Source organism: Streptomyces sp. NBC_01275 (assembly GCF_026340655.1).
Lineage (GTDB): Bacteria > Actinomycetota > Actinomycetes > Streptomycetales > Streptomycetaceae > Streptomyces.
Map to the genome: position 1 here is coordinate 490,258 of NZ_JAPEOZ010000001.1, position 13,283 is coordinate 503,540.

The window sequence follows — 13,283 nt, forward strand, 5'->3', positions numbered from 1 at the left end:
AGCAGGCGGCCGCCTCGTGCAGACGCACTGCTGGATCGATCCGAACTCCGTGTTCTTCCGGACCTCAGTCGGGGAGTCGCAGCCGTGATCAGCAACCCAAGCAGGCACTGCACGGTGGAGCTGCAAGCTCTGCCGTCGCGGATCGGCCAGGTCCGCAGAATCGTATCGGCGCAGTTGCGCTACTGGCATATGGATCCGCTCATAGACCGGGCCGCGCTCGGCGTGACGGAGCTGTTGACCAACGTCCATCTGCATGCGCAGCCCGACAAGACGTGCGTCGTGGAGATGGAGCTGCTGCTCGACCGGCTCACCGTCTCCGTGCGCGACCACGATCCGCGGCTTCCCGAGGTGGGAGACATCAGGGACACCGCCGCGCTCGCCACCTGCGGGCGCGGGCTGGCCATGGTGGCCGCGGTGAGCGAGAGCTGGGGCGCGCGGCCGGACGGCGAGTCCGGCAAGGTCGTGTGGTTCACCCTGCCGGCGCCCGTCTCCGCGCGGGAGAGGGCGGCCCGCCCACCCCGCCGTACCCCGCAGGATCAGGTCTCGCCCAGGTTCACGGAGGTCGTCTCCGTCGACGCGCGCAGGCCCGTACACGCTCCCGCCCGGTCCGCCGTCCCCGGCTGACCGGGCGGTGACCTGTCCGCTGGACCCTGTCCCGGGGCACGTCACTGCGTCGCGACGGCCCGCAGTACGTCCAGGCGGGCCGCGCGTCGGGCCGGGCGCCGGCCTGCGAGGGCTCCGGCGGTGACGCCCGCCAGAGCCACCACGGCGAGTCGCGCGAGCGGGACCGCGAAGGCGCTGTCGCTCGCTCCGTCGGAGGCCCGTACCAGCACCCAGCCGAGGAAGGCGCCGAGGGCCAGTCCGCCCGTCGTGCCGAACGCGGCGACCAGCACCGGCTCCCAGCGGACCATGGCCCGCAGTGGGGACCGGGTCTGGCCGGCGGCCCGCAGCAGGCCTGGTTCCCGGGTGCGTTCGTGGATCGCCGGCGTCAGCGTGTTGGCGGTGCCGAGGAGCGCGATGAGCACCGCGAGGGCGAGCAGGGCATAGCCGAGGGTCAGCATCATGTCGATGCCGGCCGCCGAGGACTGCGCGTACTCGTGGCGGGTCTGCACGTCGGGGTCGCCGTACCGGGCGGCGGCCTGCTCCACCGCCGCCTTGCCCGCGTCCGGGCCCACGCCGTCCTCGAAGGAGACGGCGAGCAGGGTGTCGGCGTCCCGGGTGCGGTGCGGGGCCCAGGCGGCGCGGGTGACGAGGTGGTCCCCGAGGAGTTCGGAGCGGCCGTGGACGGCGCGGACGGCGAAGGTCCTCCGGTCGCCGTCGGTGAAGACGAGGCGGACCTGATCGCCGGTGGCCAGGCGCAGCCGGTCGGCCTCCTGAAGGGCGATCGCGATGCCGTCCGCGCCGAGGTCGCGCAGATCGCCCCGGACCGTGCCGAGGTCGAAGGTGCGCGCGAGCGCGGCCGGGTCGGCGACGGCCAACGCCCTTCCCCTGCCGTCGACTTCGGCGACGCCCCGGCCCGGGCCGACGACCGTGTCCAGCTCGGGCAGGGCGGCCACGGCCGAGGCGAGCCGGTCGCGCAGGCCGACGGCGTCGACGAGGGCGTCCAGGGCGTCGAGCGCGTCCCTCCGCTCCGGGTCGCCCCGGCGGCCCGCCAGGTCCAGCGGCAGCCGGACGTTCTCCTCGACGGTCAGGGTCGGGACCAGGTTGTACGCCTGGAAGACGAAGCCGACCCGGTCGTGCCGCAGCAGCGTCAGCCGGCGGTCGTCCAGGTCGCCGAGCTCGGTGTCGCCGATGTGGGCGGTCCCCGAGGTGAGGGTGTCCAGGCCGGCCGCGCCGTGCGTCAGGGTGGACTCGCCGGAGCCCGACGGGCCCGTGATCGCGGTGAACCGTCCGGCCGGGAAGGCCACGTTCACCCCGTCCAGGGCCCGTACGGCGGTGTCGCCGACGCCCTACACCTTCACGGCGTCGACGACCCGGGCGGCCGTCCGGACGGCGGTCGCGGTCGTCATCACACACCGCCCTTCCGGTCGGACCGGCCGAACTGCTCGTCCAGGACGGACAGCCGGCGCCAGTACTCGTCCTCGTCGATCTCGCCGGAGGCGAAGCGCCGACCGAGGACGGCGAGCGGCGAGTCGCCGGCGGGACGCGGGCCCGCACTCCAGGGGCCGCGACGGCCGCGCCACGCGGTGCGGCGCAGGAGCGTGACGACGCCCACGACGACGGCCGCCCAGATCAGCGGGAAGAACAGGATCCAGGGGCCGGGGCCGCCGCCGTCCCAGTTCGCCAGGGTGTTCATCTCGGGTCATCTCCTCGGTGGGGTCTTCCTGTGGTGCCTCGAGAGTCCCGCCGGGAAGGGGTCCGGGTCGTCGTACGGCCAGCGGCAGTGCGCGTACCTCCCGGGGAGTACGCGAGCGCTTCCGAGCTGCTCCCGCACCCGCCCTCGATTTCTGTAACTACTAGTATGTACAGTGCGTGCATGAGCACGTCGGACCGACTGATCGAGTCCACCCGGGAGCTGCTGTGGGAGCGCGGTTACGTGGGCACCAGCCCCAAGGCGATCCTGGAGCGCGCGGGCGCCGGGCAGGGCAGCATGTACCACCACTTCACGGGCAAGCCCGAGCTGGCGCTGGCCGCGATCCGGCGGACCGCCGAGGAGATGCGGGCCGCCGCGGGCGCGGTGCTCGACGGGCCGGGCACGCCGTACGACCGGATCCGGGCGTATCTCACGCGCGAGCGCGAGGTGCTGCGCGGCTGTCCGATCGGCCGGCTGACGATGGACCCCGAGGTGATCGCGAGCGACGCGCTGCGCGAGCCCGTGGACGAGACGATCGACTGGATCCGCGAGCGGCTCGCCCGTCTCGTCGAAGAGGGCCGGGAACAGGGGCAGTTCGCGCCCGAACTGGACGGCGAGGACATCGCCGCCACCGTCGTCGCGACCGTGCAGGGCGGCTATGTCCTCGCCCGCGCCTCCGGCTCCCCGGCCGCGTTCGACGCGGGAGTGCGGGGCCTGCTCGCGCTCCTTGCTCCCCCCTCCCAGGAGACCTCATGCATGCGATGCAGTACGAGCTGACCCTCCCCGCCGACTACGACATGGACGTCGTCCGCGCGCGCGTGGCCCGCGTCGGACACCTGCTCGACGACTGGCCCGGCCTCGGCGTCAAGGCCTACCTGCTGCGCGAGCGCGGGGTGCACGGCTCGCCGGTCAACCAGTACGCGCCGTTCTACCTCTGGAACACCGTGGAGGGCATGAACGCCTTCCTGTGGGGCGGCGGTTTCCAGGTGCTGAGCGACGACTTCGGGCGCCCCACGGCCCGGCAGTGGACCGGGCTGGCGCACGAGGAGGGCGTGGCCGCCGGGTCCCCGGCCCGCTTCGCCGTACGACGGCGGCAGCCGGTGCCGGACGGAGCGGCGCTCGGCGAGGCCGCCCAGGACGCGGTGGAGGAGGCCGCGCGGCTGGCCCGGGAGAACGGCGCGGTGCTCGCGGCGGCGGCCGTGGACACGAGCCGCTGGGAGACCGTGCACTTCTCGCTGTGGGAGCACGACACGCCGAAGGCCGAAGGGGAGTTGTTCCAGGTGCTCCACCTGTCGGCGCCGGGGCGGGCCGCGCTGCCCGGGGGACGGCAGTGGTGATCGCGGTGCGGACGGTCCTCGGGGACCTGCCGCCCGAGCGGCTCGGGGTGTGCGACGCGCACGACCACCTGTTCTTCTCCAGCCCTCGGCTGCCCGGCCAAGAGCTGCACGACGTGTCCGCGGCGCGGGCCGAGCTGGTCGCGTTCCGCGCGCTGGGCGGCGGGGCCGTCGTGCAGTGGACGCCGTACGGGCTCGGGCGGCGCGCCGCCGATCTGCCGCCGCTGTCGCGGGAGACCGGGGTGCACATGGTGGCCGCGACGGGACTGCACCAGGACGTGCACTACGACGAGGCGACGCTCGCCGAGCTGCGCGGGCGGCTCGCCGAGGTGTTCGTGGCCGAACTGACCGAGGGCATCGGCGCCTCGGGCGTGCGGGCCGGGTTGATCAAGGTGGCGGGCGGCTTCCACGCCCTCGACGCGCACGCCCGCAGGACCATGACCGCCGCGGCCGAGGCGCATCACGCGACCGGCGCGCCCATCGCCGTACACCTGGAGCTCGGCACCGGCGCGCTCGACGTACTGGACCTGTTGTGCGGGGAGTTGGGCGTGCCGGCGCACCGGGTGATCCTGGGGCACCTCAACCGCTTCCCCGACGGCGCGGTGCACCGCCGGGCCGCCGAGGCGGGCTGTTGGCTGGCCTTCGACGGCCCGTCCCGCGCCCACCACGCCACCGACTGGCGGATGCCCGACGCCGTACGGGACCTCGCCGAGGCCGGGTTCGGCGACCGGCTGCTGCTGGGCGGCGACACCACGACCGCCGCGGCCCGTTCGGTCGACGGCGGCCCCGGGATGCCGTATCTGCTGCGGCGGGTCGGGCCGCGGCTGGCGCTCGCGGTGGGCGAGGGGCTCGTGGAGCGGATCCTCACGGAGAACCCTGGGCGGGCCTTCGGCGTCGAGTGGCGGTGAGGCCGACCGGTCCGGGGCGGGGGGCGGGCGTGGGGTCGGGGTTCACCAACGGTGGTGGACCTGCGGGCGGATGAGCTCGTCGTAGATCTCCCGCACGGCGTCGTGCGTGTCCTGGTCCAGCGGTGGCAGGGCGGCCGCCGAGGCGTTCGCGTGCGCCTGTTCGGCGTTGCGCGCGCCCGGGATGACGACGCTCACCGCCGTCTGGTCGACGATCCAGCGCAGTGCGAACTGCGCCGGCGTCACGCCCTCGGGCACCAGCGGACGCAGCCGCTCCACCGCCTCGAGCCCGGTCGCGTAGTCCACGCCGGAGAAGGTCTCGCCGACGTCGAAGGACGCGCCGCTCCGGTTGTAGGCGCGGTGGTCGTCCGGGCCGAAGACGGTCGCGGCCGTGTACCGGCCCGAGAGCAGCCCGCTGGCCAGCGGCACGCGCGCGATGACGCCGACCCCCGCCTCGGCCGCGGCCGGCAGCACCCGCTCCAGCGGCTTGGAGCGGAAGGCGTTCAGCACGAGCTGGACCGTGGCGACGTGCGGGCGGCGGATGGCGGCCAGCGCCTCCTCGCAGCTGCGGACGCTGACTCCGTACGCCGCGACGGTCCCGTCCTCGACCAGTACGTCGAGGGCGTCGAACACCTCGTCGCTCGCGTACACCGGGCCGGGCGGGCAGTGCAGTTGCACCAGGTCGAGCCGGTCGACGCCGAGGTTCTTGCGCGAACGGTCGGTCCAGGCACGGAAGTTGGCGGCGTTGTAGTTCTCGGGCTCCTGGGGCAGCCGTCGGCCCATCTTGGTCGCCACGGTGAGCTCTCCCGCTCCCGGGCCCGCCTGCGAACGCACCTGCGAACGAAGGAGCTTACCGATGACCTGCTCGCTTCGCCCGTCCCCGTACTCGTCGGCCGTGTCGATGAAGTTCACGCCCGACTCGAGTGCCGCGTGCAGGGTGCGCAGGGCGTCCTTCTCGTCCACCTGCCCCCAGTCCGAGCCGAGTTGCCAGGCCCCGAGCCCGACCACCCCGACCTGCCGGCCCGTCCGCCCCAGCTTCCTGATCTCCATGATCACGACTCTAGGGGAAGGCCGTCCTCGAAGCTGGCGTAATAGGCGGCGACCATGTCCTCGTCGCCGTGGCCCTGCGCGGCGGCCCGTTCCAGCCGCTCCGCGCTCGCGGCCGCCACGTCCAGACGCACTCCGTTGCTCCGCCCGGCCTCGACGATCAGACGCGCGTCCTTCGCCGCCGTCACCACCGCGAACTGGGCGGGCGACAGCTTGCCGTTCAGCAGCATGTCGGACTTCGACCGCAGATATCCCATGTCCAGCGGGCCGCCCGCGATCAGCCCGAAGAACGCCTCCGGATCCACGCCCAGGGCCTGGGACAGCGCCAGCACCTCGCCGGTCGCCGCGGTGGCCGCGAGCACCCAGCTGTTCGCCACCAGCTTCAGCCGGGTCGCGCTTCCCGCGCCGCCGTCCTCGCCCGTCCACACCGTCCGCGCGCCCACCGCCTCCAGCACCGGCGCCACCGCCTGCCTGTGCTCGGCCGGACCGGCCGCCAGCACGGTCAGCTGCCCCGCCTCCGCGGGCTGCCGTGTCCCGAGCACCGGCGCGTCGAAGAACACCAGCCCGTGCGCACCGGCGAACGCGGCCAGGTCGCCGACCGCCTCGATCCCGGCCGTCGTCGACTGCACCCACGCCGCCCCCGGACGCAGGCCTTCGGCGGCCTGCTCCATCGCCTCCAGGGTGGCGGGACCGTCGTAGAGCATCGTCAGGACCACGTCCGCGCCCTCGACGGCCTCTGCGGGGGTGTCGGCGACCTGCACGCCGTCGGCGGTCAGCGGCTCGGCCTTCGCCCGGGTCCGGTTCCACACGCGGACGGCATGGCCGGCCCGGGCCAGATTGCGGGCCATCGCGGCGCCCATGATGCCGGTACCCAGAACACTCACGGTCAGCTTGTCGGTCATGACGTCATCCTCTCGCTCCACACCCTCGGCCGTCACTTCGACGCAACGGCGACCGCCCCTTGTCCCGTGTCCCGTGCCGCGCGACGATATGAGCCTCTCAAGGGGGTCGTGCATGCGCATCCGGTACGCCGCCGCGGCCTGCGCAGGCGCCGCGGTGCTGGGCTCGTTGACCGGCTGCACGGTGCCGGGGGCGGGCGCGATGGGCATCACGGTGACCTCGGACGGACAGCCGGTCGGCGTGCTGATGGTCTGTCACGACCACCTCGACGGAGCCACGTTGTACACCGACACCGACACCGGTGACGACACCGAAGACGTGGCGACCTGGAGCCATCCGAAGTCCCTCACCGGCTTCACCGCCTGGCCGCTGGCCACCGGCGGCGGGGGCTGGACCATCGACAGGCCGATGCCCGCGACCCTCGAACGGCAGCGCACCTACACCCTGTACGGATGGACCGAGGACAACTCCTGGTCGGCGAACGAAGTGACCTTCACCCTGGCCCAGTTGGCCGCGCTCACGCCGGGCCGGGTGCGCTACTACCACGCGGGGGACGGGTCGGACTCCGATCGCGACGGCTACCGGACGGCGTCGGTCGGGGACTTCCGCGCCGACGCCTGCCGGAACAGCTGACCCTCACCCCCCGCCTACGGCACGAAGATGTCCACGGACGGCCTCAGGGCGGCTGCCGAGGCCAGCGCCTGGTGGACGGGGTGGGCGTCGAAGGCCTTCAACAGGGCACTGTCCGACGGGAGTTCGGCTGCGGGGTAGGCGATCTGCTCGTAGGCGGCCTGGAAACGCGGGCCCCAGCGGCGGGCGCCGAGGCGGGCCGTACGGGAGCAGTTGTCGACCATGTGGGCGACGTCCCGGGCGTGCATGTACGGCAGCAGGGAGTCGACCGCCTCGATGACGGACTCGTTGACGATCTCCGACCAGGGGTGGCCGCGCTCGGCGAACTCGTCGATCTGCGCGGTCATCGTGGCGACGAACACCCCGGCGGTGAACGGCTCGACGGGCAGGGCGCGTTCACCGCGGCGGGCGTGCACCCGCGGCGCCACCGCCCACATGGGGGAACCGCCGACCCTGCTCATCGGGCGCTCGGCGAGCCGCCGTTCGGCCAGCACGACGCTGCGCAGCTCGGTGCCGTCGGCGACCTCGTCGTAGATCTCCGCGACGATCTCCCGGGCGGGTCCGTACGTCGCCGTGTACGCGCGGTCGAAGACGTCCCGGCCGTCCGGGTCGAGGCCCTCGCGCACCGCCCGCAGTCCGGCGCGCGAGATGGTGCGGGCGATCGGGCCGGTGACGTTCTCGCAGGACCTCTCGTACGCGGTGACCTCGTCGTCCCCGGCCAGCCGGAAGCGCGCGTACAGGCTCTCGACGACGGCGTGGACGCCGCCGAGCAGGACGGCGCGCTCGCCGACGACGTCCGAGCGGTACTCGCCCTCCAGAGTGGTGCGGAAGGTGTACGGCGAGCCCAGCGCGACCGACCAGCCGAGCGCGAGGTCGGCGGCCCGGCCGTCGGGGTCGGCGTGGACGGCGAAACTGCTGTTGATCCCGGCGCCGTTGGTCTCGGCGCCCTGCTCGTAGAGGCGGCGCACGGAGTCGCCCATGCCCTTGGGGCAGACGGCGATCACCCCGTGGCCCGCCGGGAACTCGCCGCCGATCTCCCGCAGATGGCCGAGCAGGAAGCCGTGGGACAGTCCGATGACGGCCCCGGGTTTCAACGCGGCGAAGATCTCCTCGTGGTGGGCGGCGAGCGCGGCGTCCGCGATGAGCAGGATCAGCAGGTCGCTGTCGGCGGCGACGGCGAGCCAGTCGCCCAGCGTGCCGTCCTCCTCGGTGAAGCCGTGCGCGCGGGCGTCGGCGGCCGAACGGGAACCGGGGCGCAGTCCCACGGCCACCCGGATGTCCGTGCCGGCCAGGGAGTCCCGCAGGTTGCGGGCCTGGGCGCGGCCCTGCGGGCCCCAGCCGAGCACGCCGACGCGGCGGACGCCGACGAAGGCCTTCGGCAGCAGCGGGAAGAGATGGCGTCCGCCGCGCAGGACGGTCTCGGCGCCGCCGGGCACGTCCATCGTCTCGAGGGGGAACACGTGGGAGGTGAAAGTCGAGGTCGGGGTCGGGGTCGGAGTCGGGGTCGGAGTCGGGGTCGAGGTCGAGGTCGAGGTCGAGGTCGTCGAAGTGAGGTTCGAGGTCGCGGTCATGGTCGAGTTGTAGGGTCCGGTCGAATGTTGCGGCAAGCGCAACTTGTGCAGCGATGCGTTGCGGGAACTGAAAGGCAGAGGTGAGGGCGTGCGGGACGACCATCGGGAGCTGCGACTGTTCCTGCATCTGGCGCAGACGCTGAACTTCGGCCGGACCAGCCTGGACTGTCACGTCAGTCCGGCGACGCTGACGCGGACCGTGCAGCGACTGGAGGCCGATCTCGGGCACCGGCTGTTCGACCGGGGGCCGCGCGGAGTGGCGCTGACGGCGGAAGGACATCGGTTCCGTGAATACGCCGTGCATGCACTGGAGTTGTGGCGCTCCTACCGGGAGGAGCACCCCGATCCGGCCGAACTCACCGGCCGCCTCACGGTGTTCGCCACGGTGACCGCCTGCCAGGCCCTGCTGCCCGACCTGTTGGCTCCGCTGCGGTCCGCCCACCCGCAGGTGCGGCTCGATCTGCGGACCGGGGACGCGGCGGCGGCGCTGGCCCGGCTCGACGAGGGCGAGGTCGACGCGGCGGTCGCGGGGATCCCCGCGCGGCTGCCGGAGTCGCTGGTCAGCCGGACCGTCGCGGTCACGGAGCTGGTGTTCGTCACCGCGCGGGACCGGCCCGACGTCCGGCTCGACGGGCCGTTCGTGCTGCCGCACCGCGGCCTGGTGCGGGAGGCGGCCGACCGCTGGCTGCGGGCGCACGGCAACACGGCCGAGGCGGTCTGCGAACCGGACGGCCACGAGGGGCTGTTGGCGCTGGTCGCCCTCGGCTGCGGCACCGGCGTGGTGCCGAGACTCGTCCTGGAGCACAGCGCGGTGCGCGACCGGCTGACGGTGGTGCCCGCCGACCCCGCGCCCGAGCCGTTGCCGATCGGCCTGTGCGTCCGACGGGCGGACCTGCGACGCCCGGCGGTGGCGGCTCTGTGGAGCCTGACGAGTCCGCCGTAACTTACTTGACCGAGCGTTCCAGTTCGATCTAGCGTTCACGGCATGGCCAGGACCAAGGAGTTCGACCCGGACACAGCACTTCGCGCGGCCCTGGAGCTGTTCTGGCGGCGCGGCTACGAGGCCACGTCGATGGCGGACCTCGTCGAGCACCTCGGCATCGGGCGCGCCAGCATCTACGCGACCTTCGGCAACAAGCACGACCTCTACCTCAAGGCGCTGGACCGGTACGGGGAGACCTACGATCCGGTCCTCCTGCACGAGCTGTCCCAGCCGGGGCCCGCACTGCCCGGGGTGCGCGCGGTGGTGCGGCGGTTCGCGGCCACGGCCACCGACGACACCCGGCGCACCCTGGGCTGTCTCGTCACCAACACGGCGGCGGAGCTGGCCGCGCACGACCCCTCCGCGGCCCGCCGCGTCGAGCTGAGCTGGGAGCACCTGGAGACGCTGCTGCACTCGTCGCTGGTGCGCGCGCAGGCGCAGGGCGAACTGCCGGCCGAGCGTGATCCGCGGGCGCTGGCCCGCCTGCTGCTGGTCCTGCTCCAGGGGGTGCGGGTGGTCGGCAAGGCCTCCCCGGACCCCGCGCGGGTACGGGACGCGGCGGAACAGGCGCTGACCCTGCTCGACTGACCCGTCTCCGCGACGCGGTGGGTCTGTTCATCTGACTCGAATCTGGAACGACCGGTCCAGAAAGGACTGACATGCCCCACTCTCGTTTCTCGGGACGCACCGCCCTGATCACCGGCGGCGGCTCCGGCATAGGACGGGCCCTCGCCCTCGCGTTCGCCGCCGAGGGCGCCCGGGTGGTCGTCGCCGGACGCACCCGCGCGGCGCTCGACGAGACGGTCGCGCTCGTCGAGGCGGCCGGCGGGACCGCGGTCGCCCACGCGGCCGACGTGGCAGTGGCCTCCGACGTGGACGGGCTCATCCGGGCGACCCTCGACCGCTTCGGCTCGCTCGACGTCGCCGTCAACAACGCGGGCGTCTTCCGGGGCGGCCTGCCGGTCGCCGACCTCTCCGAGGACGACTGGCGGACGGTCCTCGACACCAACCTCACGGGCGTGTTCCTCGCCCTCGGGGCCGAGATACGGCAGATGCGCACCCAGCCGAACGGCGGCGCGATCGTCAACGTGTCGTCCAACCTCGGCGTGCACCGGCAGGTGCCGGGCACCACCGCGTACGCCGCGAGCAAGGCCGCCGTCACCGCCCTCACGCGCGGGGCCGCCCTCGAACACATCGGGGACGGCGTCCGCGTCAACGCCGTCAGCCCCGGCCCGTCCGACACGTCCATGTCGCTGCGGCCCGGCGAGTCCGAGGCCGAGCGTGCCGTACGGATGAAGGAGCAGTCGCCGCTGGGCCGGGTCTCGTCGACGGACGAGGTGGCGCGGGCGGTGCTGTATCTGGCGTCCGACGACGCGGCGTCCGTCGTCGGCGCCGACCTGGTGATCGACGGCGGGGCCACCCTGTAGCGCCCGGACCCCGCGCCCGGAATCCGCACCCGGAATCTGCGCCGCAACCCGCGCTCAAGGCTCGCGCCCAGAGCCCGCCCCCAGAGCTCGCGCTCAGCCCCCGCTCAACGCCCCCAGCGGATCGTCCAGCACCGGCTGCCACGCCAACTCGGCTGCTCCGACGAGGCTGTTGTGGTCGAGGGAACAGGCGAGGAGGGGGACTCCGCCGCTGCGGCCCCACAGGCTGCGGTCGGCGACGACCGCGCGCAGCCGGCCGGGGTCGGCGTCGAGAAGGGTGCGGTGCAGACCGCCGAGGATGATGCGGTCGGGGTTGAGGATGTTCACCAGGCCCGCCAGCCCCAGGCCGAGTCGGTCGATGAGGGCCTCGGCCGCGGTGCGGACGACCGGGTCGCCGTACTCCTCGCGGATCAGCTGGTTGGCCTGCTGGAGCAGTGAACCCTCGGGGCCGGGCTCGCGGCCCGCCGTGGTGAGCAGGGCCAGCGGGTCGGCCTCGACGTCGAGGCAGCCGCGGCTGCCGCAGTGGCACGGGCGGCCCTCGGGGTTGACCGTGAGGTGGCCGACTTCGAGAGCGAGGCCCGAACTGCCCGTGTGCAGCCGCCCGTCGAGGACCAGCGCGCCCCCGACGCCCCGGTGCCCGGTGGCCACGCACAGCAGGTCGCGCGCGCCGCGTCCGGCGCCGTGCCGGTGTTCGGCGAGGGCGGCGAGGTTGACGTCGTTGGCGGCGAAGGCGGGCCCGGCGATCCCGGCGGCCCGGACCCGCTCGGCGAAGATCTCGCGCACGGGCGAGCCCACCGGCCAGGCCAGGTGCAGCGGATTGAGCGCCAGGCCCTCGGGCTCGGTGACCGCGGACGGCACGGCGAGCCCCGCGCCCACGCAGCGTCGGCCGGTCCGGCGGAGCAGGTCGGCGCCGGCGTCCACCGCGGCCCCGAGCACCTTGGCGGGGTCGGCGTCGACGGCCTCGCAACTGGGCGTGGTGGCGACGATCCGCCCGCCCAGTCCGACCAGTGCGGCCCGGAAGCCGTCCGCGTGGACCTGGGCGGCCAGCACGACCGGCCCGTCCTCGGCGACCTCGAGCCGGTGCGAAGGGCGGCCCTGCGAACCGGCGGCGGCGCCGGGACGCGCGTCGACCCGGATCAGGCCCAGCGCCTCCAGTTCCGCGGCGACCGCGCCGGCCGTCGCACGGGTGACGCCGAGTTCGGCGGTGAGCACCGCGCGGGTGGGCGCCCGCCCGGTGTGCACGAGCTCCAACGCGGGTCCGAGCGCACCGCGCCCCCGGTCCAACCGCGCTCTCGAGGTGGTCCCTTCCCCCGCCGGCCGGGGGTCCGCCTTGCCGCTCATGAGGGCGAGTCTCCCATGATCCGCTCGTCAGTCCGCGTCGGGGAAGCCGCTCACCCGCAGGGTGATGTTCAGCCGTCCCGTCAGACCCAGCTCGGCCGGCGCCGTGCCCGGCAGGACGCGCGGCACCCCGTGGTAGGCCAGCCGGGACGGCCCGCCGAACACGAAGAGGTCACCGCTGCGCAGCTCGACGTCGGTGTAGGGCCGGGTGCGGCTCTCGGTGTTGCCGAAGCGGAAGACACAGCTGTCGCCGAGGCTGAGGGAGACCACGGGCGCGTCGGACTCCTCGTCCGCGTCACGGTGCATGCCCATACGGGCGTCGCCGTCGTAGAAGTTGATCAGCGCGATGTCGTAGCCATGGTCGTCGTAGCCGTAGCTGTAGCCGCCGTCGTCATAGCCGTACGCCGCCGACCGGGCCGCTTCTGGTCCGAGGACCGGTCCCAGCGCGTCGGCCACCGCGCGGCGGCCCAGCTCGCCCAGCCAGGCCGGGAAGGGTTTCACCGGCGCGCCGTCGCCGTCGACGACCGTGCGGGCGTAGGCGTACGGGTACCAGTGCCGGCCCAGACAGACCTGGCGGGCGGTCATCGTGCCGCCGCCGGGGGTGCGGACCGTGCGCAGCCCGGCCGGGGGGCGCGCCCAGAGCCGGCAGGCGTCGATCAGCTCGCGCGCGGCGGCCGGATCCAGCCAGTCGGGGACGTGCACCGCACCCGGCGCGACCTGCGTACGCTCCCGCGGAAACAGTTCGGCGTCCATGCGTCCATCCTCCGCCACGGGTCCGACATCGGGGCCGACATCACTTCGACACCGGCTCCGACACCCGGTCTGAGCTGCGGCTCGGTTAGCCTTGGGCCATCATGGA

15 protein-coding genes are annotated in these 13,283 nt (G+C 73.9%); 8 read left to right on the forward strand and 7 right to left on the reverse strand.

All coding sequences use genetic code 11. From position 1 onward, the window contains the following. The first annotated feature begins 84 nt into the window (after nucleotides 1-84). Nucleotides 85-624, forward strand: a complete 540-nt coding sequence (locus OG562_RS02125) for an ATP-binding protein (protein ID WP_266392947.1) — start codon at nucleotides 85-87, stop codon at nucleotides 622-624. Nucleotides 625-665: 41 nt separating this feature from the next. Here OG562_RS02125 and OG562_RS02130 read toward each other — a convergent pair whose 3' ends face one another. Together OG562_RS02130 and OG562_RS02135 are read right to left on the reverse strand one after the other, a co-directional pair. Beyond that, entirely contained in the window at nucleotides 666-1,913 is a 1,248-nt protein-coding gene (locus tag OG562_RS02130; RefSeq protein WP_266392950.1) for an FtsX-like permease family protein, read from the reverse strand. A gap of 95 nt (nucleotides 1,914-2,008) precedes the next feature. Then, a complete protein-coding gene (locus OG562_RS02135; RefSeq protein WP_266392952.1) occupies nucleotides 2,009-2,296 on the reverse strand; it encodes an SHOCT domain-containing protein in 288 nt (95 codons plus the stop codon). 180 nt (nucleotides 2,297-2,476) lie between these two features. Here OG562_RS02135 and OG562_RS02140 point away from each other — a divergent pair, with 180 nt between their 5' ends. The 3 genes from OG562_RS02140 to OG562_RS02150 are packed head-to-tail and all read left to right on the forward strand — an operon-like array spanning nucleotide 2,477 to nucleotide 4,535. Continuing rightward, a complete protein-coding gene (locus OG562_RS02140; protein ID WP_266392954.1) occupies nucleotides 2,477-3,070 on the forward strand; it encodes a TetR/AcrR family transcriptional regulator in 594 nt (197 codons plus the stop codon). Beyond that, nucleotides 3,046-3,630 (forward strand): DUF4865 family protein, encoded by a 585-nt coding sequence (locus tag OG562_RS02145; RefSeq protein ID WP_266392955.1) that lies wholly within the window; start codon nucleotides 3,046-3,048, stop codon nucleotides 3,628-3,630. The genes OG562_RS02140 and OG562_RS02145 overlap by 25 nt, the downstream gene beginning before the upstream one ends. Next, the gene (locus OG562_RS02150) at nucleotides 3,627-4,535 is read left to right on the forward strand and encodes a phosphotriesterase (protein WP_266392957.1); all 909 of its coding nucleotides are present in this window, start codon (nucleotides 3,627-3,629) and stop codon (nucleotides 4,533-4,535) included. Before OG562_RS02145 ends, OG562_RS02150 begins: the two co-directional genes overlap by 4 nt. 42 nt (nucleotides 4,536-4,577) lie before the next feature. Here OG562_RS02150 and OG562_RS02155 read toward each other — a convergent pair whose 3' ends face one another. Both OG562_RS02155 and OG562_RS02160 read right to left on the reverse strand, forming a co-directional pair. Beyond that, nucleotides 4,578-5,582 carry an aldo/keto reductase gene (locus tag OG562_RS02155; RefSeq protein ID WP_266392959.1) on the reverse strand — a complete coding sequence of 335 codons (1,005 nt, stop codon included), beginning with the start codon at nucleotides 5,580-5,582 and terminating at the stop codon, nucleotides 4,578-4,580. A 2-nt stretch (nucleotides 5,583-5,584) separates the two neighbouring features. Further along, on the reverse strand, nucleotides 5,585-6,481 hold the full coding sequence (locus tag OG562_RS02160; protein ID WP_266392961.1) for an NAD(P)-dependent oxidoreductase: 897 nt from the start codon (nucleotides 6,479-6,481) through the stop codon (nucleotides 5,585-5,587). A gap of 112 nt (nucleotides 6,482-6,593) precedes the next feature. On the opposite strand from OG562_RS02160, the gene OG562_RS02165 reads away from it, so the two are divergent. Then, nucleotides 6,594-7,112: a hypothetical protein gene (locus OG562_RS02165; RefSeq protein ID WP_266392964.1), complete on the forward strand. Its 519-nt coding sequence runs from the start codon at nucleotides 6,594-6,596 to the stop codon at nucleotides 7,110-7,112. A gap of 14 nt (nucleotides 7,113-7,126) precedes the next feature. Here the strand turns inward: OG562_RS02165 and OG562_RS02170 are convergent, their stop codons facing one another. After that, complete coding sequence (locus OG562_RS02170; RefSeq protein ID WP_266408964.1) at nucleotides 7,127-8,551, reverse strand: ketol-acid reductoisomerase; 1,425 nt, start codon at nucleotides 8,549-8,551, stop codon at nucleotides 7,127-7,129. Nucleotides 8,552-8,768: 217 nt separating this feature from the next. On the opposite strand from OG562_RS02170, the gene ilvY reads away from it, so the two are divergent. The 3 genes from ilvY (at nucleotide 8,769) to OG562_RS02185 (ending at nucleotide 11,089) form a co-directional block, all read left to right on the forward strand. Then, a complete protein-coding gene (ilvY, locus tag OG562_RS02175) occupies nucleotides 8,769-9,623 on the forward strand; it encodes an HTH-type transcriptional activator IlvY (RefSeq protein WP_266392967.1) in 855 nt (284 codons plus the stop codon). A gap of 42 nt (nucleotides 9,624-9,665) precedes the next feature. Then, nucleotides 9,666-10,250 carry a TetR/AcrR family transcriptional regulator gene (locus OG562_RS02180; protein ID WP_266392969.1) on the forward strand — a complete coding sequence of 195 codons (585 nt, stop codon included), beginning with the start codon at nucleotides 9,666-9,668 and terminating at the stop codon, nucleotides 10,248-10,250. A gap of 71 nt (nucleotides 10,251-10,321) precedes the next feature. After that, nucleotides 10,322-11,089: an SDR family NAD(P)-dependent oxidoreductase gene (locus OG562_RS02185; protein WP_266392973.1), complete on the forward strand. Its 768-nt coding sequence runs from the start codon at nucleotides 10,322-10,324 to the stop codon at nucleotides 11,087-11,089. Between the two features lie 93 nt (nucleotides 11,090-11,182). On the opposite strand, the gene OG562_RS02190 is transcribed toward OG562_RS02185, so the two are convergent. Together OG562_RS02190 and OG562_RS02195 are read right to left on the reverse strand one after the other, a co-directional pair. Further along, a complete protein-coding gene (locus OG562_RS02190) occupies nucleotides 11,183-12,427 on the reverse strand; it encodes an ROK family protein (protein WP_266392976.1) in 1,245 nt (414 codons plus the stop codon). Between the two features lie 27 nt (nucleotides 12,428-12,454). After that, nucleotides 12,455-13,177, reverse strand: a complete 723-nt coding sequence (locus OG562_RS02195) for an alpha-ketoglutarate-dependent dioxygenase AlkB (protein ID WP_266392979.1) — start codon at nucleotides 13,175-13,177, stop codon at nucleotides 12,455-12,457. Nucleotides 13,178-13,283 lie beyond the last annotated feature (106 nt).

What these genes read in the sequence shown, in the direction of transcription:
- OG562_RS02135 (WP_266392952.1), bottom strand. Translation starts at nt 2,296, where the DNA reads ATGAACACCCTGGCGAACTGGGACGGCGGCGGCCCCGGCCCCTGGATC.
- OG562_RS02140 (WP_266392954.1), top strand. Translation starts at nt 2,477, where the DNA reads ATGAGCACGTCGGACCGACTGATCGAGTCCACCCGGGAGCTGCTGTGG.
- OG562_RS02145 (WP_266392955.1), top strand. Translation starts at nt 3,046, where the DNA reads ATGCATGCGATGCAGTACGAGCTGACCCTCCCCGCCGACTACGACATG.
- OG562_RS02155 (WP_266392959.1), bottom strand. Translation starts at nt 5,582, where the DNA reads ATGGAGATCAGGAAGCTGGGGCGGACGGGCCGGCAGGTCGGGGTGGTC.
- OG562_RS02160 (WP_266392961.1), bottom strand. Translation starts at nt 6,481, where the DNA reads ATGACCGACAAGCTGACCGTGAGTGTTCTGGGTACCGGCATCATGGGC.
- OG562_RS02165 (WP_266392964.1), top strand. Translation starts at nt 6,594, where the DNA reads ATGCGCATCCGGTACGCCGCCGCGGCCTGCGCAGGCGCCGCGGTGCTG.
- OG562_RS02170 (WP_266408964.1), bottom strand. Translation starts at nt 8,551, where the DNA reads ATGGACGTGCCCGGCGGCGCCGAGACCGTCCTGCGCGGCGGACGCCAT.
- OG562_RS02180 (WP_266392969.1), top strand. Translation starts at nt 9,666, where the DNA reads ATGGCCAGGACCAAGGAGTTCGACCCGGACACAGCACTTCGCGCGGCC.
- OG562_RS02185 (WP_266392973.1), top strand. Translation starts at nt 10,322, where the DNA reads ATGCCCCACTCTCGTTTCTCGGGACGCACCGCCCTGATCACCGGCGGC.
- OG562_RS02190 (WP_266392976.1), bottom strand. Translation starts at nt 12,427, where the DNA reads ATGAGCGGCAAGGCGGACCCCCGGCCGGCGGGGGAAGGGACCACCTCG.
- OG562_RS02195 (WP_266392979.1), bottom strand. Translation starts at nt 13,177, where the DNA reads ATGGACGCCGAACTGTTTCCGCGGGAGCGTACGCAGGTCGCGCCGGGT.